This is a genomic window from Cognataquiflexum rubidum (assembly GCF_022538115.1).
GTDB lineage: Bacteria > Bacteroidota > Bacteroidia > Cytophagales > Cyclobacteriaceae > Cognataquiflexum > Cognataquiflexum rubidum.
The window spans coordinates 104,844-128,764 of record NZ_JAKZAL010000008.1 but is presented as its reverse complement, the minus strand read 5'-3'; the positions used below and the strand labels follow the sequence as shown (position 1 = coordinate 128,764).

General features: G+C 41.2%; 24 protein-coding genes and 2 tRNA genes. 7 read left to right on the top strand and 19 right to left on the bottom strand.

Annotated features, from left to right (window positions below; genetic code table 11):
- Positions 1-3: 3 nt before the first annotated feature.
- Together MMU05_RS10740 and MMU05_RS10735 are read right to left on the bottom strand one after the other, a co-directional pair.
- A complete protein-coding gene (locus MMU05_RS10740) occupies positions 4-972 on the bottom strand; it encodes an electron transfer flavoprotein subunit alpha/FixB family protein (protein ID WP_241141683.1) in 969 nt (322 codons plus the stop codon).
- A gap of 35 nt (positions 973-1,007) precedes the next feature.
- Positions 1,008-1,745, bottom strand: coding sequence for an electron transfer flavoprotein subunit beta/FixA family protein (locus MMU05_RS10735; protein WP_241141682.1), 738 nt, complete (start codon positions 1,743-1,745; stop codon positions 1,008-1,010).
- A 73-nt stretch (positions 1,746-1,818) separates the two neighbouring features.
- On the opposite strand from MMU05_RS10735, the gene MMU05_RS10730 reads away from it, so the two are divergent.
- Positions 1,819-2,151, top strand: a complete 333-nt coding sequence (locus MMU05_RS10730; protein ID WP_241141681.1) for a tetratricopeptide repeat protein — start codon at positions 1,819-1,821, stop codon at positions 2,149-2,151.
- Here the strand turns inward: MMU05_RS10730 and MMU05_RS10725 are convergent.
- Positions 2,148-3,149, bottom strand: coding sequence for a quinone oxidoreductase family protein (locus tag MMU05_RS10725; protein WP_241141680.1), 1,002 nt, complete (start codon positions 3,147-3,149; stop codon positions 2,148-2,150). The two genes, MMU05_RS10730 and MMU05_RS10725, sit on opposite strands and share 4 nt — an antisense overlap.
- 61 nt (positions 3,150-3,210) lie before the next feature.
- Positions 3,211-4,800 (bottom strand): replicative DNA helicase, encoded by a 1,590-nt coding sequence (gene dnaB / locus MMU05_RS10720; protein ID WP_241141679.1) that lies wholly within the window; start codon positions 4,798-4,800, stop codon positions 3,211-3,213.
- Between the two features lie 243 nt (positions 4,801-5,043).
- Between dnaB and MMU05_RS10715 the strand changes: the two genes are divergently transcribed.
- Both MMU05_RS10715 and MMU05_RS10710 read left to right on the top strand, forming a co-directional pair.
- Positions 5,044-6,417 carry a UDP-N-acetylmuramate--L-alanine ligase gene (locus MMU05_RS10715; protein ID WP_241141678.1) on the top strand — a complete coding sequence of 458 codons (1,374 nt, stop codon included), beginning with the start codon at positions 5,044-5,046 and terminating at the stop codon, positions 6,415-6,417.
- Positions 6,417-7,223, top strand: coding sequence for a 3'-5' exonuclease (locus MMU05_RS10710; RefSeq protein ID WP_241141677.1), 807 nt, complete (start codon positions 6,417-6,419; stop codon positions 7,221-7,223). Before MMU05_RS10715 ends, MMU05_RS10710 begins: the two co-directional genes overlap by 1 nt.
- Before the next feature lie 92 nt (positions 7,224-7,315).
- Here MMU05_RS10710 and MMU05_RS10705 read toward each other — a convergent pair whose 3' ends face one another.
- Positions 7,316-8,119: a M48 family metallopeptidase gene (locus MMU05_RS10705; RefSeq protein ID WP_241141676.1), complete on the bottom strand. Its 804-nt coding sequence runs from the start codon at positions 8,117-8,119 to the stop codon at positions 7,316-7,318.
- Positions 8,120-8,217: 98 nt separating this feature from the next.
- On the opposite strand from MMU05_RS10705, the gene MMU05_RS10700 reads away from it, so the two are divergent.
- A complete protein-coding gene (locus tag MMU05_RS10700; RefSeq protein WP_241141675.1) occupies positions 8,218-8,697 on the top strand; it encodes a DUF4442 domain-containing protein in 480 nt (159 codons plus the stop codon).
- A 295-nt stretch (positions 8,698-8,992) separates the two neighbouring features.
- Here MMU05_RS10700 and MMU05_RS10695 read toward each other — a convergent pair whose 3' ends face one another.
- From MMU05_RS10695 to MMU05_RS23095, 3 genes are read right to left on the bottom strand one after another with little or no spacing between them, the layout of a single operon-like run.
- On the bottom strand, positions 8,993-9,739 hold the full coding sequence (locus MMU05_RS10695) for a hypothetical protein (RefSeq protein ID WP_241141674.1): 747 nt from the start codon (positions 9,737-9,739) through the stop codon (positions 8,993-8,995).
- A 55-nt stretch (positions 9,740-9,794) separates the two neighbouring features.
- Positions 9,795-10,130, bottom strand: coding sequence for a DUF6503 family protein (locus MMU05_RS23100; protein ID WP_336246911.1), 336 nt, complete (start codon positions 10,128-10,130; stop codon positions 9,795-9,797).
- 15 nt (positions 10,131-10,145) lie between these two features.
- Positions 10,146-10,490 carry a DUF6503 family protein gene (locus MMU05_RS23095; RefSeq protein WP_336246910.1) on the bottom strand — a complete coding sequence of 115 codons (345 nt, stop codon included), beginning with the start codon at positions 10,488-10,490 and terminating at the stop codon, positions 10,146-10,148.
- 79 nt (positions 10,491-10,569) lie between these two features.
- Here MMU05_RS23095 and MMU05_RS10685 point away from each other — a divergent pair, with 79 nt between their 5' ends.
- Positions 10,570-11,448, top strand: coding sequence for a glutamate--tRNA ligase family protein (locus MMU05_RS10685; RefSeq protein WP_241141673.1), 879 nt, complete (start codon positions 10,570-10,572; stop codon positions 11,446-11,448).
- Positions 11,449-11,521: 73 nt separating this feature from the next.
- On the opposite strand, the gene MMU05_RS10680 is transcribed toward MMU05_RS10685, so the two are convergent.
- Positions 11,522-13,003, bottom strand: a complete 1,482-nt coding sequence (locus MMU05_RS10680; RefSeq protein ID WP_241141672.1) for a S10 family peptidase — start codon at positions 13,001-13,003, stop codon at positions 11,522-11,524.
- A gap of 163 nt (positions 13,004-13,166) precedes the next feature.
- On the opposite strand from MMU05_RS10680, the gene MMU05_RS10675 reads away from it, so the two are divergent.
- Entirely contained in the window at positions 13,167-13,895 is a 729-nt protein-coding gene (locus tag MMU05_RS10675) for a pseudouridine synthase (RefSeq protein ID WP_241141671.1), read from the top strand.
- 16 nt (positions 13,896-13,911) lie between these two features.
- Here the strand turns inward: MMU05_RS10675 and MMU05_RS10670 are convergent, their stop codons facing one another.
- Positions 13,912-14,769 carry a bile acid:sodium symporter family protein gene (locus MMU05_RS10670; protein WP_241141670.1) on the bottom strand — a complete coding sequence of 286 codons (858 nt, stop codon included), beginning with the start codon at positions 14,767-14,769 and terminating at the stop codon, positions 13,912-13,914.
- Between the two features lie 220 nt (positions 14,770-14,989).
- On the opposite strand from MMU05_RS10670, the gene MMU05_RS10665 reads away from it, so the two are divergent.
- Positions 14,990-15,577: a hypothetical protein gene (locus MMU05_RS10665; RefSeq protein ID WP_241141669.1), complete on the top strand. Its 588-nt coding sequence runs from the start codon at positions 14,990-14,992 to the stop codon at positions 15,575-15,577.
- Here the strand turns inward: MMU05_RS10665 and MMU05_RS10660 are convergent, their stop codons facing one another.
- The 9 genes from MMU05_RS10660 to MMU05_RS10620 form a co-directional block, all read right to left on the bottom strand.
- Positions 15,578-16,138, bottom strand: a complete 561-nt coding sequence (locus MMU05_RS10660; protein WP_241141668.1) for a 1-acyl-sn-glycerol-3-phosphate acyltransferase — start codon at positions 16,136-16,138, stop codon at positions 15,578-15,580.
- Positions 16,135-16,938, bottom strand: coding sequence for a patatin-like phospholipase family protein (locus tag MMU05_RS10655; RefSeq protein ID WP_241141667.1), 804 nt, complete (start codon positions 16,936-16,938; stop codon positions 16,135-16,137). Before MMU05_RS10655 ends, MMU05_RS10660 begins: the two co-directional genes overlap by 4 nt.
- Positions 16,928-17,773, bottom strand: a complete 846-nt coding sequence (locus MMU05_RS10650; protein WP_241141666.1) for an MBL fold metallo-hydrolase — start codon at positions 17,771-17,773, stop codon at positions 16,928-16,930. Before MMU05_RS10650 ends, MMU05_RS10655 begins: the two co-directional genes overlap by 11 nt.
- Before the next feature lie 91 nt (positions 17,774-17,864).
- Positions 17,865-18,812, bottom strand: coding sequence for an acetyl-CoA carboxylase carboxyltransferase subunit alpha (locus tag MMU05_RS10645; RefSeq protein WP_241141665.1), 948 nt, complete (start codon positions 18,810-18,812; stop codon positions 17,865-17,867).
- 250 nt (positions 18,813-19,062) lie between these two features.
- A complete protein-coding gene (locus MMU05_RS23090) occupies positions 19,063-19,239 on the bottom strand; it encodes a GIY-YIG nuclease family protein (protein ID WP_418884468.1) in 177 nt (58 codons plus the stop codon).
- Positions 19,240-19,356: 117 nt separating this feature from the next.
- Positions 19,357-19,430, bottom strand: a tRNA-Asp gene (locus MMU05_RS10635).
- A gap of 25 nt (positions 19,431-19,455) precedes the next feature.
- A tRNA-Asp gene (locus MMU05_RS10630) sits at positions 19,456-19,529 on the bottom strand.
- A gap of 139 nt (positions 19,530-19,668) precedes the next feature.
- Positions 19,669-20,685 (bottom strand): UDP-glucose 4-epimerase GalE, encoded by a 1,017-nt coding sequence (gene galE / locus MMU05_RS10625; RefSeq protein ID WP_241141663.1) that lies wholly within the window; start codon positions 20,683-20,685, stop codon positions 19,669-19,671.
- A gap of 97 nt (positions 20,686-20,782) precedes the next feature.
- Entirely contained in the window at positions 20,783-23,920 is a 3,138-nt protein-coding gene (locus MMU05_RS10620) for a PKD domain-containing protein (RefSeq protein WP_241141662.1), read from the bottom strand.
- Position 23,921 lies beyond the last annotated feature (1 nt).

Below are 23,921 nucleotides of genomic sequence, written 5' to 3'. Positions count from 1 at the left end.
TATTTATTTTTGGGCTTTGACGGCTTCAGTTAGTTTTGGGAGAATATCGAATGCATCTCCGACTATACCATAATCTGCGGCTTTGAAGAATGGAGCTTCAGGATCTTTATTGATAACGACGATGCATTTTGATGAATTCACCCCCGCAAGATGTTGAATAGCACCCGAAATTCCAACAGCAATATATAAAGTCGGGGCAACTTTTACTCCTGTCTGACCGACGTGCTCATGATGCGGTCTCCATCCTATGTCAGACACCGGTTTTGAACAGCCTGTTGCAGCGCCCAATTCTTTGGCCAATGCCTCTATCATTCCCCAATTTTCAGGTCCTTTCATTCCCCTTCCGCCTGAAACAACGATGTCAGCCTCAGGAAGTAATATTTCACCTGTAGCCTTATCTGTAGATGTAATACTTGTTGCAAAATTTTCAGCAGAAATATCAAGGTTAACTTCTTCCACCATTGCCAATGGACCATCTGTTCTCAGGTCAACAGCATTTTTCTTTACCGCAAGGATTTTGTGGTCCGTATTTACTTGGGTCACTGCAAATGCCTTTCCGGTATAAATGCTCCTTTTCACTTTATACCCTGAAGTGGTATCAGGAAGCTCCACCACATTGGATATCAAGCCTGAACCTAATTTGATCGCAAGTCTTGAGGCAACTGCATCACCCAAGGAAGATTTTGCCAACACCAAGGTGGTGGCATTTATCTTTTTATATACTTGAGCAACAGCTTCGGCATGGGCTTGGATGATCCCGTCGTTTAACTTTGAGTCAATCACATGGATTACCTTAGAGGCACCTGCTGTTCCCGCTTTTGCTAACTCTTCTGAAGAAATTAACCCCAAAGCTACAGCAATGACATCTCCTGATGAAAGCTTCTCAGACATTGCCTTTGCATAGGAAACCGCTTCTAAACTCGTTTTTTTGACGGAACCTTCCGCATGTTCTATATATACTAAAACTGACATATCAATTTGTTTTTCAATTATTTAACAATTATTAATTAAAGTACTTTTGCTTCGTTTTTAAGCAACCTCACCAATTCTCCGACATTGTCTTTGTCGACTAATTTTACTGTACCTTTTGCAGGAGGCAGAATAAAAGAAGTGACGTCTGTAACCACCGCATCTGCAGTTGGCTCGACAACCACAAGGGGTTTTGATCTTGCTGACATAATCCCTCTCATGTTTGGGATTTTCCATTCTGCAATCGGCTCTTGACAGCCTGCTATCAACGGAAGCTTGGCGTCCACATATTCCTTACCCCCTTCAATTTCTCTTGCCATTTTCACTTTGTCACCTTCAATCTCCAACTTCATCACCGGAGAAATGGAAGGCATTCCTAGCAATTCTCCTACCATCCCATGTACCATTCCTCCATTGAAATCTATAGATTCCCTGCCCATTAAAATCAGATCATAACCATTTTGTTTGGCAATAGCAGCAATCTGTTTTGCAACAAAAAAAGAATCCTTTGGAAATGAATTCACTCGGATAGCATCGTCAGCTCCTATGGCCAAAGCTTTTCTTAAAGTGGGTTCAGTCTCAGCTTCTCCAACATTCAATACAGTCAGACTTGCTCCCAATTGTTCTTTAATCTCTACCGCTCTTGCCAAAGCATAATCGTCATAGGGACCAATAATGAATTGGACACCGTTTTTATCAAACTTGGTATTGCTATCGGTAAATTGAATTTTGGATGTTGTATCCGGTACGTGGGTAATACAAACAAGAATTTTCATCTATAAATATTTAGGTTATTTATTTTTAAATTGCGTGAATTTAGTAATTAGGCTATAATATAAAAAAGAATTCATGACCAAAGTGTCCCGTATAGAAATGTTAAAATCATTTGCTGAGGTGGAACCCGAAAATCCCTTCAATTTCTATGCCCTTGCTTTGGAGTTTATTGAATTTGATCAAGATTCTGCGTCTTTTCTTTTTAAAAAACTTTTGAAAGAATTCCCGGATTACCTCCCCACCTACTTCCATGCTGCCGCATTTTTTGCTGAACTCGGAGATATACAATTTTCTAAAAAAATATACGAAAAGGGAATTCAATTGGCTGATTCACAAAAAGATGAAAAAGCCTTGAAAGAATTGAAAAATAGTTTTCAGAATTTTTTATTTGAAAATGACCTTGATTAAGAAATCCTGATTACAATTTTCCCCATCTGCTTACCTTCCCTCATTTTTTCAAAGGCTTCTACTGATTCATCGAGGACAAATACCTGATCGATAATCGGATGTATTTTATTTTCGTTGACAAAATTCAGCATATTATCAAAATCCTCATCGTTGCCCATGGTACTGCCGATCAATTTGATCTGATTCCAAAATATCCTTCTACTTTCAAATCCCGTAGCGTTTCCTCGTGTAGCTCCATAAAAAACAATCCTGCCCCCGGGTTTTGTCGCCTTGATGAGGTTATTCAACGTATCGCCCATGGCGCTGTCCAAAATCAAATCAAAGCCGCCTGTTTCTGAAATGGCCTTTTCAGCCCAGTTTTCTTCTCTGTAATCGAATCCTCCAGAGCACCCCAATTCCAATGCTTTTTGGATTTTTTCTTCACTGCTACTGCTTACATACACTTTTGCACCTAGACTTAAGGCAAACTGCACCCCAAATTGGGCTACACCGCCTCCAAAACCCGTAACCAAAATGGTGTCTGTGGTTTGAATCCCACCTTGTCGAAACAAAGCCCTGTAGGCCGTCACTCCTCCCAAGGGCAAAGCTGCAGCCTCATCCCAATTCATGTGTTCTGGTTTAGGATGGATTCTATCTGACCTAACCTGAACATATTCCGCCAAAGTCCCATGCTCGGGCATGCCCATGATTTTGAAGTTCTTGGACTGTACCTCTTGGTCCCCACCCCAATCTGAAGCCGGATTGATGATCACTTCCTTTCCCAACCAAGCAGCGTCAACTTCATTGCCCACTTCTACCACGATTCCCGCAGCATCTGAACCCAAGATAATACCATCCTGTAAATTGGCATATTTGCCTTGACGGCACCACTCGTCACGGTGGTTAAGCGCTGCAGATTTGACCTGTATTTTGACCTCATCTGAAGCCAAAGCAGGTAAACCTAAATCTGCTGATTCTATTCCTTCGGGAAGTTTTCTATTGAGAATAATGGCTTTCAAATCTCGATGGTTAAATAAATTTGTAATTGAAAATCAAAAAATGGTTTATCCTTTTGACTTTTTAAAATGGTGCCGGCTTACCGCTCCCTAGTCCACCGGGGAAAGTATCATCTAAATCACCACCGTTGGCTTTACTTGAAAGCCGAATGGTATTGCCTGATTCAAAAGCCTGCCCAGAAGAACCGCTAGGGAACTTATGGCCATAAAGTGGATCTTGGGATTTGTATGGAATGTTCATTTCAAGATCTGTAAACTTGGTGTATTTTCCAATAAATCTGAGCTTCACAGTGTCCAAAGAACCATTCCTATGCTTGGCAATGATTACTTCTCCGACACCGGCTGTTGAATTCCCATCTTCATCCTCTGTAATACCATAGTATTCAGGACGGTATAAGAACATTACCATATCGGCGTCTTGCTCGATTGCTCCAGATTCCCTCAAATCCGATAGCTGTGGACGCTTATCCCCTCCTCTGGTTTCAACCGCTCTAGACAACTGCGACAAAGCAATCACAGGTACACTCAGTTCTTTGGCAATTTTTTTCAATGCCCTTGAAATACTTGCAATCTCTTGTTCCCTGTTTCCACCTTGGCCTCCCGATTTGTTATCACCGGACATCAATTGGAGGTAATCTACTACTATCAACTGGATATCATGCTGGGCTTTGAGTTTCCTACATTTCGCCCGAAGTTCCAAAATGGAAAGTGCGGGAGTATCATCTACAAAAAGAGGTGCTTTGGAAAGCCTTCCTGTTTTATGTACCAGTTGCTCCCATTCGTATTCGGCAAGATTCCCTTTCTTAATTTTCTCTGAATCAAGTTCAGCTTCTGCCGAAATCAGACGGTTGACCAACTGGATCGATGACATTTCCAAAGAGAAAATCGCCACAGGCCGGTTATGGTCTACTGCTGCATTTCTCAACACAGAAAGAACAAAGGCGGTTTTACCCATCGCAGGCCTGGCTGCTATGATCACCAAATCTGATTTTTGCCATCCTGAAGTTACCCTATCCAAAGCAGTAAATCCACTTGGGACCCCTGTCAAACCATCTTTTTGGCCCTTTTTAGATTCCAGTTCCATGATCGCTTCCTTCAGGATCGACCGCATATCCGCATAATTTTTTCTGATATTCTTTTCAGAAATCTGAAAAAGTGACTGTTCCATTTTATCCAACAACTCAAAAACATCCGTTGTATCTTCGAATGCTTCCCTTTGGACCTCAGAGGCGATGCTGATGATATCCCTTTTCATTGATTGTTCGGTCACAATCCTGGCATGGTATTCAATATTGGCAGCTGAGGATACCCTAGAGGTCAATTCGGTAATGAAAAAAGCGCCTCCCGCCATTTCCAACTGACCTTTTTTTCTGAGTTGGTTGGTGACAGTAAGTAAATCTATCGGTTGGCTATCTGAAAAAAGGTCAAGTATGGCAGAAAAAATAACTTTATGCGATTCTTTGTAGAAGCTTTCCGGCTTCAATATATCCACCACAGCCGTCAAAGCATCCTTTTCTAGCATCAATGCTCCCAAAACAGCTTCCTCCAGATCCGTTGCCTGGGGAGGTAATTTCCCCATTCCCGAGGTAAGTCCTAAATCCGGTTTTCTTCTATTGGTTATTCTGTCTTTTCCTGTAGGGTTATTCTCTGCCATAACAACAAAAGTAAATGCTTTGCCTTTATCTTTTTGAACAATTTATACACTTGTTATCAACACACTTTCATAACGGCTACATAATCAATTTATTAGCTAAAAACCGGAACTTCCGAAGTTTGATTTTTTTTTCGGCCCAAATTTTGGTTCCTGCCTGTCCTAAAGATCAATTCAAAAATTAATCCCGATTCCGCCCTTTCCCAAATGACACGATTTGTTACTTTTGAATCTTGCAGAAAATTTATGTCAAAGAAATATCATTTTATAGCTATAGGGGGTGCAGTCATGCACAATTTGGCACTTTCCATGGTTGCCAAAGGATATGAGGTCTCAGGGTCAGATGATGAGATCTATGAACCATCAAGAACCAGATTGGAAAATGCAGGGATCTTACCAAAAGAAAAAGGGTGGTTTGCTGACAAAATCACTGCTGAGCTCGATGGAATTATCCTTGGCATGCATGCCCGGATTGACAATCCCGAGCTTCAAAAAGCCAAAGAATTGAATATTCCGATATTTTCTTTTCCAGAATTTATATTCGAGCAAAGTAAGGATAAAAAAAGAGTGGTCATCTCGGGAAGTCATGGCAAGACAACCATTACTTCTATGATCCTGCATGTCCTGCAATACCATGGATGGGATTTCGATTACCTGGTTGGCGCACAGATTGAAGGATTTGACCTGATGGTCAAACTTTCGGATGCGCCGGTTATAATCATCGAGGGAGATGAATACCTGACTTCGCCATTGGATAGAAGGCCTAAGTTTTTTCATTACCACCATGACATTCTGCTCATGAGCGGCATTGCTTGGGACCACTTTAATGTTTTTCCGACTTTCGAAAATTACAAAGAACAATTTGAGATTTTGGTCAATATGACTCCGATCGGAGGCACTTTTATCTACTGCCAAGAAGATGAACATGTCAATACTTTGGGCATCAAATGTGATCCTGCTAAGATCAACCTGATCCCTTACAAGGCACACCCTTATAAAATCCGAGAAGGAAAGACTTTGCTTGTAACTGAAGGGAATGAAGTGGAAATAAACATTTTTGGTGAGCACAACCTCCAAAACCTGCAGGGAGCGCTTCATATCTGCGAATCTCTTGGTCTTACAAAACAACAGTTTTATGAAGCCATTCCTGAATTCAAAGGAGCGGCAAAAAGACAGGAAATATTGGCAAAATCAGAATCAGCAATCCTTTTTCGGGATTTTGCCCACGCCCCTTCCAAATTGAATGCTACGGTAAATGCTGTCAAAAAACAGTTTCCTGAGAGAAAACTGATTGCCGTCCAGGAACTTCATACCTACAGTTCTTTGAATAAGGAGTTTGTGGACAATTATGCCCACACCTTTGACTTGGCCGACATTGCGGTTATTTATTTAAACCCAAAAGCCGTATCTTTGAAGAAGCTTGAACTGATGGATGAAGAAAGACTCCAACAGGCTTTCAAGAGAAATGATCTCATTCTTTTCACGGAAATCGAAAAGCTCAAAAATTTTCTTGAATCACAGGACTACTTATCGACGAATCTTTTATTGATGAGTTCGGGCAATTATGATGACATGGACTTATCTATTCTCAAATCAAAAATAAATCAAATCCAATCCTAATGAATCTTAATCTTAAAACACCAATTGCATTTTTTGATCTTGAGTCCACAGGAATCAATATTTCAACCGATAGGATTGTTGAGATCTCCATCCTGAAGGTCCATCCCAACGGCCGTCAGGAAATCAAAACGTCACTGATCAACCCTACCATCCCCATTCCGGCAGAAAGTTCGGCCATTCATGGCATTTATGATAAAGATGTAAAAGACTCTCCTACTTTTAAATCACTTTCAAAGGAATTGCACCAGTTTCTCGAAGGGGCCGATTTGGCGGGCTTCAATGTGCTCAAGTTTGACATCCCTTTATTGGTAGAAGAATTCCTTAGATCAGGGATTGATTTTGACATTGAAAAAAGAAATATCCTTGATTCTCAGAAGATTTTTCACATGATGGAAAAAAGAAATCTGTCTGCGGCTTATAAGTTTTATTGTGGCAAAACCCTTGAAAACGCCCACAGTGCAGAAGCTGACACCATTGCATCTTACGAAGTTTTCAAAGCCCAAATGGAAAAATATGACGGTGACGAGGCTGAAGATTTGCAAGGCAACAAATTAGGTGTCTTCCAAAACGACATGAAAAAAATCCACAGCCTGCTCAACGAAAAAATGGTTGACCTCGCCGGTAGGTTTATCTTCAATGACAACGGTGAGGAATGTTTCAACTTTGGCAAACACAAAGGAAAGACCATTGAAAATGTGCTGAAAGAAGAGCCCTCCTATTACGAGTGGATGATGAAAGGGGATTTTCCCTTGGATACCAAAAGGAAATTTACCCAAGTCAAACTGAGGAGTTTCAATCAGAGATAATATTGGTTAATTGGTTAATTGGTTAATTGATTAACAAAAAATGCAGCCTGATGAATTTCAGGCTGCATTTTTTGTTTTAAAAAAAGCTCCAATTACTTTTTACTTTTTTCATAATATTCCAAAGCAACCGGCATCTGTTTATTCAACTCATCGATTCTTCTCTTTGGTCCCGGGTGGGTAGAAAGAAACTCGGGAGGCGCTTCTCCTGAACCTGCTTTTTCCATTCTTTGCCAAAATGCCGGAGCTACTCTAGGGTCATATCCTGCCAAAGCCATAAAATTTAATCCCAATTGATCCGCTTCCAATTCATGTTTTCTACTGAAAGACAACATTCCCAATTCTCCACCGACACCAAACGCCTGAAGCATGATGTTTTGGGTTAATGTGGGATTTTGTCCCATCGCAGCCTGTGCTGTCCCAAGAAGTCCATTCATCAACATCCCGTTTGACATCCTTTCCCTTCCATGGCTGGCAATAGCATGTGCCACTTCATGTCCCATGACCACGGCGATCCCTGCTTCATCCTGACAAACCGGGATTATTCCTGTGTAAAAGGCCACTTTTCCTCCAGGCATACACCAAGCATTCACAATAGCCTCTTGTAACAAGTTGAACTCCCATTGAAATCCCTGAAGTTCTTTTTCAAAACCATTGGCCTTCATGTATGTATCTACAGCAGAAGCGATACGCTTCCCTACTTTAACTACCATTTGGCCATCTGCGGTATTGGTGATTACCTTTCCTTCTTTGAGGACCTTTTCGTATTCTATAAAAGCCAAGGGCAGCAATTCAGCATTGTCAACCAATGAAAGTTGGCTCCTTCCACTCATAGGAACCTGCGCACAGGAATAAACAAATATCCCCAGTGCTATGAAAAACATTATCTTCTTAAACATACATTCTGGTTTTAATGCGAAATTGCCCAAAAAAGATGCCACATCAAAAACGGCGTCTCAGTTTTTTGCTTAATTTGAAGCAAATTAATTCAAGAATCATGACACCTGAGGCAAAAAAACATATCAGCAGGATGAGCAATCCTTTTATTTTTTGGTGGGCAATGTTGTTCAAATTGCCCTCAGCAGTCTTTTGGAGATTAAAAATCAAGGATTTGTCTTTGGAAAAATGCACAGTAACCATCCCTTATTTTTGGAGAAGCCAAAACCCTTTTAAGTCTATTTATTTTGCTGCTATGGCCGGTGCAGCTGAATTGAGTACGGGTGCACTCTGTCAGGTAGGTATGGCAGGCAAAGGGAGCTTCAGTATGCTAGTTGTTGATTTCAGAGCAGAGTACCACAAAAAGGCAAACCAAAAAATAACATTTGTCTGTAACCAGGGACAAGAATTGGAGAAATTGGTGGATGAATTGAAATCCGGTGAAAGCAATACCTTGACCATGGTATCGACGGGAACCAACCCAAATGGAGAAATGGTAGCCAGATTTTTTGTCACTTGGTCCATCAAAAAAAGATCATAAAAAAAACTTTTGTCAAGCATTAAGAGATTCAATGTTTCAAAATATTGATAGAAGCAACTGATTCTTTACTTTTAGAGTATACACTGTTAAAAAAAGCCTATCGATTCAACTTTACAAATAAGTCCTGGTTCAGGGAAAACAAATATCTCTCATAAGCTAATATTTACGTTTTGCTATCGGGAATCCAGGCACCAATTGAAAAGTCGGTTTATTGGCAAATAAGTTAAATACAATGATTATCTAATTGCTAGTTTAAGTTCAGAAAGACCGTATCCTTAGGGAGCGGTTTTTTTTATTAATCCTCTTTCCGTTTATATCCTGACCTGCTATCCAAAAAGTCAATCAGTAATTTTTCCACTCTTTCCCATTCCATTCCCACAAATTGGTGGTCGATATTCTGAAGGTTAAACTCAATGATCAATCCATCAAGATCTTCATCCGTCAGGTTATATTCATATTTCAAAGCAGCCATCACCGAATCAGATTGTATCAGTCTCAAATAATCCTCCTGACTTGCTAAAAATGCCAGTTTGCGGGCATATTGCCTTTTTTGCCTTTCACTTTTCATAAAATAAGAGATGGGTCCATCCAAAGTCAGACCAGGCTGAAGCGAAGGATTATTGGCCAATCCGGTATAGATTTTTCCCGGTCCTGCCGGTCCATCGGTCAGCCCCCTCATGGTGGATTGGTTACCTACCCTAAACGGGATGATAAATTTCTCACCATACAAATCGAATCTGGGCAGTGTCCTGGCATCAAGGTAAATGTCGGTCAGGATGTGTTTTTCTCTTCCGGCAATCAGGATTTTGGGAATGTAATAACTTTTTGAAATCAGGATAGAGTCACCTTCAGTCGCTCTGACCCTAAAATATCCCCTTTCATTGGTAAGGCTGCTGTCCTTGTTTTGAAGGTTAATAACCCATACTTTATCCAAAAAACCTTTGTCCAACCCATCAAGCACATTCCCTGTAAGAACCTGGGATAAAGCTTTCATCTGGGCTGAGGCAAAGAAAATAAGGAGAGCGAGCAAGTATTTTTTCACAGTTCGAATTTAACTCCGACCCATGAGTTTGAGAAATTCCAATGGTTAAAAGATATTAATCCTGCGTTTTTCTTGAGGGGTCTTCGGTTTTTAAAAGAAAGTCCGTTCCTAAAAACTCATCGTTTTCTGTCCTGTACCAGGATCGTTCTGCGGGAATTTTCATTTCCCCCACGATGACTTCCTCTTTGAGATAGATCATTTCCCCAATCTTATTTTCTTCGTCTTTATAAAATTTGTAAGCCAAAAGCGCATAAGTTTCGGGATGAAGGTAAAAATACCAAATGTCCTTTTCGTAGGGTACACGGACCACAAAAGCTTCTATCCCATTCAAATCTTCCACTTTGTATTCTCTGTCGATCTCAGTTCCTTTGTCCTTCAACTTCATCGGCAATCCCCAAAGGTATCCTTAATAATTGCGGAGCATCATGGCCCTTTCACAGTCTTTACTTCCCTGTTCAGAGCCAATGCAGTTCTCACCATCTACCTCATAAACAAGGTTTTCGCCACTGTTGATATACTTAAAATAATTATCCGGAAGGTCTATCTGAACAGTATATTGCCTGGACGGTTTGCCGGGTCGGGAATCAGCAAAATAAAAAACCCTGTTCAATTCTTGCCATTGCCCCTTTGGATCATGGTATTCGATGGATTTTTGAATTAACTTACTTCCTGTTAGTTTTGAGTCACATGATCCAAAACAAAAAACGAGGATAAATACTACGGATAAAGAGGAATGTTGGAAGTTCTTCATTTTCTTTTTGGCTGTCAGGAAAATCCCAAACTAGTTACAAAAAAGATTTCAAAATACCTTATTCAATCAATACCAACCCATGTCTGAATTCAAATTGACAAGATTTGCTCCCACGCCAAGTGGCTTTCTCCATATCGGAAATATCTATTCATTTATTATTACCCATCATTTAGCTAAAAAAAATGGAGCGAAGGTTTTGCTGAGAATTGATGACCTTGACCGTGAAAGGTATAAGCCAAGGTTTGTTCAGGATATTTTTGATTCACTTGATTTTTTGGAAATCCCATACGACCAAGGCCCGAGAGATATGGCGGATTTTGAACAGAACCATGCCCAAATCCACCGCCTGCCTTTGTACAACAAAGCACTTGAGGAATTGAGGAATAAAAAAGTACTGTTTGCCTGTGACTGCAGCCGCAAGAAAATCGAAAAAATGAACCCAAAGGGATATTATACAGGGTTTTGCTTGAGAAGAAATCTTCCTTTTGATCAGGCTGAGATCACCTGGAGAATCAAAGCCAAAATGCACTTGGATGTCCCATTCAAAGAGCTTAACCTTGGAATCGTAAACGGGAAACTTCCGGGGATCCTGACGGATTTTGTGGTAAGAAAGAAAGATGCCATGCCTTCCTACCAATTGACTTCTCTCGTCGATGACATCCATTATGGAGTAGACCTCATCGTCCGGGGCAAGGATCTATGGGGTTCCACGATTGCACAGGTATTTCTGTCCAAATTTCTGCCCGAAAACACTTTCGCACAGAATACTTTTCACCATCATCCACTCCTTCATGGTCCAAACAACCAAAAGCTTTCAAAATCTTCAGATGTGACTTCCATCCAATTGCTTAGAAAAACAGGCAAGAAAAAAGAAGAAATTTATGGGATGATTGCTGAAGCTATCGGGCTGGAACAAAGACCAAAAAATCTGGAGGAGTTTGGTGGTTTGATAAAGTGATTTTCAAATTAAATTCTAAAAAAATAAGCCATTTCATATGAAACGGCTTATTTTTTGATTTTGGCTATAATTTTTAATACTTCGCCGGTACTCCTTTTCCAGGCAAGGATTTTTGGATAAACTGCCGGATGTCTTCATTAGAAGTCGCAAGATCCTCCGCTCTCAGGTACATCATGTGTCCACTTCTGTATCCTTTGAAGATCAATCTTTCCTGCATTTTTCCTGCAGGATCCATTTGCCACATATTGTATTTGGCATTGAAATAATCCGTACCGCCGTCATAATATCCTGATTGGGTCATGACATGCAAATAGGGATTTTGCAACATCGCCTGCGCCAATTGGTTTCCGGTATTTTCATTGCTTCTGTCCCAAGGATGAACCGGTCCGAATAGGTTGTAAGTCAGGTCTGTGTTGTATTTCAATAGATTTTTTGCGTAATAGTTCATTGCCGGTGAAAATGCATGGTTCCAGGCAGTAAGCGCAGGATCATAGTCAAATCTCTCTCCGGCATCTGTTTGATCTATACCTCTGTACCGGCTGTCCAATCTGCCCACGGTCAAACCTTTGTCTCTCAGTAATTCTTTCCAAAAATAGCTCGTAGGTACAGCCAAGGCATGTTGAAGAATCACCTGCTCGCTTAATCCTGAATAGTATGCCATTTTCTTGGCTACCTCTGCCCTCAAAGCAGGATCTAATGAACCTCCTTTTGAAATCGCAGGAATCACCACATCCAAGGTGTATTTTTCAACTTCTGCCAAGATACTGTCCAAATCCCTGCTTTGAAGATCAGCAGGAAGCGCTTTGTGATACCAGGCCGTTGCGGCAAAGTAAGGGAGGTAGTTTGCTTTGGCCACAGGACCACTTCTATCCAATCCCATGGGAGTCGGAGAAACCAAAACAACCCCATTGAAATACATCCAATGCGCATTCTGCAATTCATGCACCAATCCTGCTACCCGGGTAGTTCCATAACTTTCACCAATCAGGTATTTTGGTGATTGCCAGCGGTTTTGTCTTGTTACAAAGGTTTTGACCCAATCCGCAAGGTATTTGATGTCAGAGTTGATTCCGAAGAAGGTGGAACGCGGAACTTCCTTGTCCAAAATTCTCGAATAACCGGTATTTACCGGATCGATATATACAATATCCGCTACATCGAGGATTGAATGTGGGTTTTGGGTGATACCATACGGTTGAAGCGGATAGCCTTCATCATCAATATTCAATTTGTAAGGCCCTGTATAAGCAAGGTGCATCCAAAGTGATCCTGATCCAGGACCTCCGTTAAATGAAAAAACCAGCGGGCGGGTTGCTTTGTCCGTGATATCAGTTCTTTCATAATAGGTATAAAAAAGAGTGGCAATTGGCTTTCCGTCTTCATTCCATACCGGCATCGTACCAGCCGTAGTTTTGTAGGGAACGCGCTTTCCTTTGATAGTCACTTCACCATTGGTGACTGAGGAAGATTCGACTTTTATTTCTCTGTTTTCCTGTGCAAATACCCAAGAAAAGGTAATTAGCACGAGCGCTGCTGTAAGTAAATGTTTTTTCATGATGGTTTTAGGCTATAATCTTCACCAATATAAGCGAAATCAAAAAACCTTCCTTGGTATTTATATCAAGGGATTTTTGGACAGGATAAGTGGGAATGACAGGGAAAGAAAAGTTTGGGGAAAATTTTGAATCCTTTACCTTCGCAGGCAAATACCATAACAAGTGGAAAATCTAAAATTGGAAATCTTATACCAAGATGAATTTTTTGTAGCTGTCAACAAAACTGCGGGGATGTTGGTACATCGTACCAATATTGCTTTTGAAGAAAATGTATTGATTGCAGAAAGACTTCTACGAGAACAGATCGGTCAAAAGGTTTTTCCGCTTCACAGAATTGACAGGCCTACCTCAGGGGTTTTGGTATTTGGATTGTCTTCAGAAGCTGCTTCGCTTGTCCAGCCACTGTTTCCTACTGAGGATGTTAAGAAATTTTATCTTACAGTAGTCAGGGGATATATGACTGAAAATCATGGGATTATAGAACATCCTTTGAAGAAAAAGCTTATTGGTGACTTGCAGGAAGCCAAATCGGAATATTGGACCCTTTCACAGAATGAAATCCCGATTGCATCCACTTCAAGATATCCTACAAGCCGTTATTCACTCCTGAAGGTTTATCCCCATACCGGCCGGATGCATCAAATCAGGAGGCACTTGGCTCATGACAGGCACTACGTAATCGGCGACAGCACCCATGGGGACAACAGGCAAAACCATTTTTTCAGGGATACTTTTGGAATGGAAAACCTTCTCCTCCATGCCTGGCAGTTTGAATTTGTCCATCCAATGACCAAAGAAACGATTAAGCTAGAAGCTGATTTGCCGGACTATTTCACTGACATCTGTGAGAAATTGGGGCTTACTGTCCCACAAAATGAAAGTAATTCCTGATTGGCCCAATTAAACCTCAGGCTGATTTCCTGTTTGTCAACAGAATAATCACCGTAGCAGTCATAAACATGATCAAGCTGTAAATGGCTACAGGAATGGTCATTTCAGAATTTTTGAGCAAAGTCGCTGCTATCATGATTCCCAAAGTCCCATTTTGGATACCTGATTCGATGGCGATGGTAATGGCTTGTTTTTTGGACAAAAGAAAAACCCTGGCCAAAAAGAATCCCACAGTCAAGGTCAATAGGTTCAGCATCAAGGTAATTTGCCCAGACTGAATAAAAAAATCTACCAGATTCGCCCTTTCCTTCAATATGGCGGCAATCAGGATAAGTGCAAAGAAAACTGCTGAGGCAATTCGAACAGGTCTGTCAGCTTTTTGAGAAAGTTTGGGAAATTTTTTATGGAGAAACATTCCGATAGAAACCGGCACGACTGTGACGCCGGCGATCTGTATGATGGTCTCCATAACCGGCAAAGTGATGCTTCCCTCCTCCCCAAAATGGGAAATAGCAAAGTTTACAATAAGTGGGATGCTCACAATCGTGACCAATGAACTCACCGCGGTCAGACTGATGGAAAGTGCAGTATCTCCTTTGGACAGGTGGCTTATCAAATTGGAGGTGGCACCGCCTGGACATGCTGCCAAAATCATCACTCCTACAGCCAAAGCACCTGTCAAACCAAATAACTGAATCAGGGCAAAACCAAAAATCGGCAAAAGAATCAGTTGGTTGGTTAATCCCAAAATCATCGCTTTTGGGTAAACAAAAATATTTTTAAAATCTTTTAAAGTGAGGGATAAACCCATCCCAAGCATGATAAAGGCCAAAGCCAAAGGTAAAAATACGGCGGTGATAATACTGTCCTGCATGGTGAATTTGGGTTAAATGTGGAGGCTTGGGATTTTTGTAAAAAATATAGGGATTTAAAATTGATTTGGAGAATCACATCACAAAAATTCCTCCTTCTAAGGGTTTTTCCGCTGGAATGGAGTTTGGATAATTTTCATGTAAAACAAAAAATCAAAATTATTCTTCTTCAAAACATTAGGATTCAATGTTCGTTCCTAATTTTGGAAACCATAATTCCTCATGAAAAGAATATCCCTTCTCATACCCATTTTTGCCCTTTTTATCAGCTGCACGGAGGATGATGGCTTGCCCGTCAATACACAACTTTTAAAAAATCCGGATCTCGCTTCCCCTGACGGATCGGTATCTCCATGGATGCCGGTAACTGAGCCGGGATTTACACTTGGAACAAGTACTGAAATTTTCAGATCTGCAAGCAAGTCTCTTTTTATAGAAAACAGCGACAGCCTTAATACAAACTCCGCTACCTGGAGACAAACCTACAACGGCCCAATGCCCAAAAAGGGAAGAAAATTGGTTTTAAGAGCATTTTTAAAAGGTGAAGATATTGCCTTGAAAGGGCCTGAAAGCAATGTTTTCATTTCTATCAGGGCATTTCCTGTGGAAGACAGTAATGGTAGTACCTTTGGCAGGTATGTGACCACCCTAAACCAAATAGGCGTTTCCGGAACTTTTGATTGGACTCAACTCAGGCTTACACTTCCAAGTACTCCTGAAGAGGTTGACAACATTGTGGTCTACCTTTCGATGGGGTCAAGGACTACAGGAAAAATATATTTTGATGACATTACCCTGACAGTTGAATAACTATCGGATTCCTTTTTCTGGATATTTTGGGGTCACAGTTCTTCCAAACACTTTCATTTCTTCAATCTGTTCATCCATATTCCCATTTGGATAAATTACGGGCCCGATCCCGGCTTCTTTCTTTTTGTAATCGAGATAACCAATCACAATCGGAACATTGGCTCCCAATGCAATGTGATAAAAACCTGATTTCCACTTTGGCGCATAGCTTCTTGTTCCTTCGGGAGTGACCATGATTACAAGTTCTTCGGATTCTTTAAGCATCGTGGTCATTGCCTCAGTGTAGGTTTGCTTTCTTCCTCCCGGAACCCGCTTCCTATCGATGGCTATTCCTCCCAAGGCTTTGATCAACCAACCCAAAGGTCCGACCATCACTTCTTTTTTGATGGTAAACTTCACAGGAATATCCATGAGAAAAAAGGCAGCACGGGCGTATAACAGATCCCAGTTACTGGTATGTGGTATTGCTATCAGCACAGCCTTTTTGAGGTCTTTAGGCCATCCGATATTCAGTTTCCAGCCACTTATCCAAAAAACTATTCTTGACAAAAACTTCATCATGCTTTTACAGATTTTTTCTTTTTTTGACTCAACTCCAAAATAGTTTCATTCTCAGCTATGTACTCAATGGCAGTCTGATATCCGGCATCGAAGATTTCTTTAGCTTTTTTGATATCAAAAACCCCATATCGGGCTAGCCCAGGTGGTTCAATGAAGTAATCACATTTATTTTTACGGCTGTAGACATTGTAATTCATCGACATGATGACCGATCTTTCTATCAGGCTCTTGATATTTTTGACATTATGTTCTACTTGAAGACAGTTACAGTTGACACCAATAATCGCATCACAAACTCCATCTAGGGGCTCCACGGGAAGGTTATTCAGCACACCACCGTCAACATAATGGTTTTTGCCAATTTCAATGGGATCAAACATCCCCGGTATACAGGAAGATGCCATCAGCGGTTTGATAAGTTGACCTTCGGAAAAATATACAACCCTTGCCCTTTTGATGTCTGTAGCCGCCACGGTCAGTGGTATTTTTAGCTTCGCAAAATCATTGTCAGGAAGGTATTTGAGATACAATTCTTCCACAGAATCCATTTTCAAAATCCCCGTCCAGCTGATCGCAGGTCTTAGAAATTTGAAATAATTCGTTTTGACAATGATTTCAAAAATTTCATCAGGAGAATTTCCTGCACAGTACAACGCCCCTGCAATAGCACCTGCGCTGGTACCGCTAACCCTATTGGGAAATATATTGTGTTCGTTGAGTCCCTTCAACACACCCAAATGCGCAACCCCGCGGACTCCCCCACCCGATAGTGCAATTCCTATTTTTTTTTCAGAGTTCATCGAGAGAGAATGTTTGGTCTAATTTTACGCCTTTTTCAGTCATTTTCACAGTGCAACATTCATGAACGGGGTCATGCTCGAGGAAAAGGATATATTCGTTTTTGGCAGCCTCCTCCAAAAAAACTCTTTTCTCTTCCAAAGTCAACAAAGGCCTTGTATCATATCCCATGACATAGGGCAAGGGAATATGACCCACAGAAGGAAGCAAGTCCGACACAAAGATAACAGTCCTGCCTTTGTATTGGATTTTGGGAAGCATCTGCTTGTCAGTATGGCCGTCTGCGGTCATAAAAGAAAATCCTTCAAACAATTCCTTTTTTTCCAAATCAAGAAATTCCAATTGTCCGCTTTCCTGCATGGGAAGCAGGTTTTCTTTTAGAAAAGAAGCCTTTTCCCTCGCATTGGGATGGATTGCCCAATTCCAATGATCTTCATTGGTCCAATAGGTCGCTTTGGGAAAAGTCATTTCAACACGGTTTGGATCAGCTTGATGATACCTCACCCCGCCTCCACAATGGTCAAAATGCAAATGTGTCAGGAAATTATCGGTAATGTCCGCAAAGTCAAATCCTGTGGAACGGATGGATTTCTCCAAGCTGTCAGTACCATGGAGGTAATAATGGGAGAAAAATCTAGCGTCCTGCTTGTCCCCTATGCCATTATCTATCAATACAAGCCTATTTCCCGCCTCTACCAAAAGACAGCGCATCGCCCAAGAACAAAGGTTATTTTCATCTGCCGGATTGGTTTTGGACCAAAGGGATTTTGGAACAACGCCAAACATTGCCCCTCCGTCAAGTTTGAAAAATCCGGTATTGATGACATGTAATTTCATAACTCAGAGGATATAAAAATCCCACAAAAAACAGAGAACTGTCCTCCTATGGAAGAGAAGTTCAGCTTTTTTGTGGGATTCAAATTAGATACTATTCTTCAACAACCCCCATTGCACAGAATTTTTCAATTCTCTGATCAATCCGCTTTTCGGGTTTAATTTTATCCAATTCCTTTAATGCTTCGATAATCGTCGCTTTGATGGTTTTTGCCATGGTTTGCATGTCTTTGTGTGCTCCGCCTAGCGGTTCGGCGATGATACCATCGATCAGGCCATTGTTTTTCATATCAGGTGCTGTCAGCTTTAATGCTTCCGCGGCTTGTTCCTTGTAATCCCAACTTCTCCACAGAATGGAAGAGCATGATTCAGGAGAAATGACAGAATACCAGGTATTTTCCAGCATATATACTTTGTCTCCTATCGCAATACCCAATGCGCCACCTGAGGCACCTTCACCGATGATGATGCAGATGACTGGTACTTTGAGCATAAACATCTCTTTGAGGTTTCTTGCAATGGCTTCTCCCTGACCTCTTTCTTCTGCTTCAAGGCCCGGAAACGCTCCGGGAGTGTCAATCAATGTGACGATAGGCTTTCTAAATTTTTCGGCCATTTTCATCAGCCTGAGGGCTTTTCTGTATCCTTCCGGATTGGCCATACCAAAATTACGTTCTTGACGCTGCTTGGTATTGCGGCCTTTCTGCTGACCGATAAACATCACCGTCCTGCCATCAATATCTCCCAAACCACCGATCATCGCTTTGTCGTCCTTCACAGTCCGGTCGCCGTGCAATTCTATAAAATCGTTGGTAATCTCATAGATATAATCCAACGAATATGGACGGTCAGCATGACGGGAGAGCTGAACCCGCTGCCACCTGGTCAGGTTTTGGAAAGTTTCTTTTTTCAAAGTCTGAATTTTATCTTCCAATGACTGTATATCAGGAGTCAAATTTATATTCCTTCCTTTGGCCAAATCCTTCATTTCCTGAAGTTTGGACTCCAAATCAGCAATCGGTTTTTCGAATTCTAATAGCATAATTGGTTTTTTTGACTGTGGCAAAGATAAAAAGATTATTGCGAAGAAAAATTATTTGTATTTGAAGATCATTGTTTGTGGTTTGATCCCAAGATTCAAAGGAGAACCATTGCAAATTTTCTATAAACAGGATTTGATATAAATACAAAAAGCCCCAGATATTATCTGAGGCTTTTGCGGAATGGACAGCCTGTCCCGATAATCGGGAGGACTCGAACCCGCGACCTTCCCGATAATCGGGACAAGCATTCTAACCAGCTGAACTACCTGATAAAAACCTTATTATGAAATGACTGCTTTTTTGCCCTTTTATGAAGTTTTCTCTTTTTATGGCTTCTGATTTTGTTGGGTATTTTTCCATATATACGAATTCCCAAGGTTGCATACTACAAGTTAATCCTTTGTGAGTAGAATTATGTTTTGACAATCTCTTAAAAGGATCTTAAGAGTACCCAACATAAAAAATTAGTCTGAATTTGATTTCAGGATGTAAACGAAATATTCTATAAATACAAAAAGCCCCAGATATCATCTGAGGCTTTTGCGGAATGGACGGGACTCGAACCCGCGACCTCCTGCGTGACAGGCAGGCATTCTAACCAGCTGAACTACCACTCCAAGTTAGATTAAATAAGATTTTATGCGGAATGGACGGGACTCGAACCCGCGACCTCCTGCGTGACAGGCAGGCATTCTAACCAGCTGAACTACCACTCCTTTTAATACTCTTCGTTTAGAGTGTGGCAAAGGTAATTATTTGAAGCTTTTTTGCAAAAAATGATTTTGAAAAATTGCCCAATCATTACCTATCCGATTCTATTTCAAACATATAAATTTTAAAATCAGTAGTGATTTTTTATTTCTTCCCCAATTTAACCTGCCAATTCCATGAATCTCTCATCGAATCTTCCAAAGTATACTTGGCTTCCCAACCCAAAATCTTGTTGATTTTGTCGGTATTGGCCCATACTTTTTCGATATCGCCGGTTCGTCTTGGGCCAATCTCATAATTCAATTTTTGACCGCTTACTTTTTCAAAAGTCTGAATGACTTCCAAAACCGTATTGCCGTTACCGGTTCCGACATTGAAGATGTCGTAAAAATTATCTTTTTGCTCAGACAGGTATTTCAAAGCTTTGACATGCGCATCCGCCAAGTCCATTACATGGATATAATCCCTGACACAGGTACCGTCAGGAGTGTCATAATCATTACCGAAGACGGTAATTTTCTCCCTGATGCCTGCGGCCGTTTGGGTGACAAATGGAATCAGGTTGGCAGGAACACCGATAGGCAACTCCCCTATCGCCGAACTTGGATGCGCTCCAACCGGATTGAAATAACGCAGTGCAACAATCCTTGACGCAGCACCACTCAATATGAAATCCCTCAGGATATCTTCGCAAATCTTTTTGGTGTTGCCATAGGGACTCTCTGCATCCTGTCTCGGAGTGGCTTCTGTGACCGGCAATACTTTTGGTTGGCCGTAAACGGTGCATGATGAGGAGAAAACGAGGTCTTTGACCTTGTATTTTGACATCAATTCCAAAAGAATAATCAGTGAATCAATGTTGTTGGAATAATATTTCAAAGGCAATCTTGTGCTTTCCCCAACCGCTTTGTAGGCAGCAAAATGGATCACTCCAGAAAATTCATTTTCTTGAAAGACTTTTTCCATGCCGGTCTTGTCAAGGCAATCGACTTCATAATATTTTACTTCTCTGCCTAGTATCGACTTGATTCCTTCCAAAGCCGACTTTTCTGAGTTGTAAAAGTTGTCAACGATGATAGGTTCATAACCTGAATTGACAAGTGCAACTGCTGTATGGGAACCTATGTATCCGGCACCGCCGGTGATTAAAATTTTTTTCATGATGTAATTATAAAGGATGATTTAAAAATGATTTGAAATCTAAAATTAATTAATCTCAGGATACTGCCAACAATAAATCTAAAAAGCCTTCTCAATTCTACTTCAACAAAGTGAAAGACCCACGCTGCTGCAGGGTTTGTTTTTCCCCTTCAATATTGAAAAAATACTCTATCATGTAGGTATAGGTACCGATAACAGCATCTTGATCTCCGATTTTTCCATCCCATCCTTTTTCTCCTGCATATACTAAACTTCCCCATTTGTCGTATACCCACAGGTTAAATTGAAGGCCACAATTGCTGACACCCTGAAAAAGGCCATCCTTGGGTATAAATCCTGTCGGCATCCTCAGAATGGGAACACCTTCCTCCATTTTCCCAAAAACATTCTTTTGGCAGCCGTTGGCATCTTCTACAGTTAACCCATATTCTCCTGAAGGAATATCAATGATAACCTGAGCGGTACTGTTTTCCCAATCCCAAAGAAACAAAAACGGTGCAACTCCACCTTGGGGAATGGCCAAAAGTGACCCGTTTGCCAATCCTGAACAAGCAAACTTTTGAATCTGAAAGTCAACCGAAATAGCCGGAGGAGAATCGATGGTCACCTCCAAAATAAATTCACAACCAATAACATCTTTAACCACCAAGCGGTGTTCCCCTCTTGGAAGTCCAAAAACCTCCAATTGATTTTCAGTGGCTACAAAATCAAATCCTTCTACCCTGTATGGCTTTGTTCCCCCTTGAAGCTCAAAATCCACTTTTCCATCTGCCAAGTCAAAACAACTCGCATTTGTGATAGTAGGAGTTTCGATCAATTCAAATGCTTCGGAAGATGAAATTTCAAGGTTCTCAAAGAAAATTTCGCAACCACCCGAGTCTTTTACCAAAACAGAATATGTACCTATTCCCAATCCTTCTGCCAAACGTCCATTCAGTAAGGGGTCATGTGACCATTCGAATTTAAAGTCCCCTGTTCCCCCAACTGCAAGGATTTCAATTCTGCCTAAATTGGAACCTGCACAAATTTCTTCAGTGAAAGCAATCAAATTGGCTTCCATCGGCGGATTAACTTTGACTTTGAGTCTTTTGGATTCCCCGCCACAGGAAGTATTGATTTCACTGTATTCCTCAAACCAGATCTCTCCCTGCGAGCCAACTCCCTGCCATTCTACTGTAACTTCGGTAGCATTTTCACCTGAAATGATGGTGCCACCGGTGACAAACCATTGGTATTTTCGGTCAGGAATCAGGTTTTTTACTTTGTACTTGAAATTCTCGCTTTCACCAAAACAAACCTGACTTCTTCCCTCAGGAAGCTCAGGTTCAATGGCAGGATTGATTAAAATCCCCATTTCAACAGGTTTGCCAAGACATCCCTGATCTGTCAGAGGAATTGCAATCACCTTTGCATTCGGATCAAATTCACCCCATCGGATTTTTGCAGAATAATTATCCGAGTCGATAATTTCACCACCTGTGACTTCCCAAATTACCTTTCCAGTATTTTGGAAATTCACAAATTCATAAACCGCTTCATCGATCAAAGGACATACGTTGTCGGCACCTGATATATCCCCGGACGATTCGACCACTTCTACGTCAAAAAATGCCTCTTCAATCTGGTCACAGGCACGGTCACCGGTAAAGGCTAATATTTTGATTTGATAAATACCCGGTTCTTCAAACAAATGATCGACTTCCTGCCCTTCCTGCATGTCTGTTCCGTCTCCAAAGGTCCATTCAAAAATCTCGAATTTTGGGTTTGTAGGAATGATTTTCCATATACCTGTTTCACCCAAACAGGCAACCTTATCCCCTTCTACCTCAAAATCATATTTCACCTCAGTTTCGAAATTCAGGTTGGAAAGGCTTGCACCTGCGGAATAGCCATAAGATTCTATAAATCCCGAGCCGTAGACATAAGCGATCACGCCGTCCGGATTGGTCATGGTGTGCACTCCTTCCGATATCTCTACTTGGGCAAAGACATATCCTACATTTCCCGGTACGGGTGAAAACTGATTTCCGACATTTACTCCATCCAAAACCGTCCCGCCTTCGGTACCTGTTTTTGCAATGATGTTTACATAATGGTTGATGATACCTACCACTTTCACTGCAGAAAATGCCACACTTTTGATCAACTGCGGATTGGGGCTAAGTGTAATCATCGTCGGGTCGCCGTTGCTTGCAAGTGGTCCGTTTTGGATATTGCACCATTGACTTTTTGAAAAAACGGTGACAGCAATTGGTTTTGTGGCAGTAATGTTTGCCAATTCCTCGGGTCCAAAAACAAAAGTGGAGAACTTCCCGGAATTCAGACTGCCTTTAGAAACACCGTTTACAAAAATCTGGGTGTTGTTTTCTGATGCCAATACCTTGACCATTTCGCCTGAGGTTCTGCCCTTCAGGGGAACATGGATATATTCTTTTCCCCAAGAAAAAATCGGATAAGCTTGCTGGTATAAATGGTCACCCGTAGTCCCTGCACAATCAGTGCCGACAGAGGTCATTTTATTTCCTCCAAAGACTGCGATATTCTTACAATCATCCTCCTGACTTCCAATGACCCTCACCCTCGTTCCTGTCAAATCACCGATGGCTTTGATTTGGTAACTCTCTCCTTTTTTGAGTTTGATATTGATGGGGGCTCCTGCAGGAATCGTATTGACTGTGGCTGTGGTGGTAGTGATTTCGACGTTGGTATCGTCTTCCACAGCGACAACCAAAAGCGTACTTTCATAATTGATATTGCTTCCTCCTGTTACACCCTCAGCAAATTTTTCGGCATGTGCCGTTACCATGTAATCTTTTCCCAAAGAAGAAAGCGGCAGCACCACAGTTCCGTCAGCACTTCTTTGCCGAAAATTGAAAGCATGCACGGCAATATTTCCATTTGCACTGATATATACACCCAGGTTTTCTATTTTTCCTGAGGTCCGGTGGATAATGTCCAAACCCTCTTGGGGAAAATCATACACAAACTGTTCCCCGGATTTTATGGAAAATGGAATAGAATTGTTGACAAATTGGATGATACCACTTGCGTCTTCACTTGCAGAAATTATGATTGAGGCCTGGTCTATTCTATTGGGAACAATACGGTTGTTCTCCATGAAACCTAAAAAAAACTCTCTTCCAATGGTGGATGATTGTCCATACAAAGGATTGAAACCGCTGAAAAACAGCATCAAACCCAAAATACACATGGAAACTTTACCTTGGAACCGCATT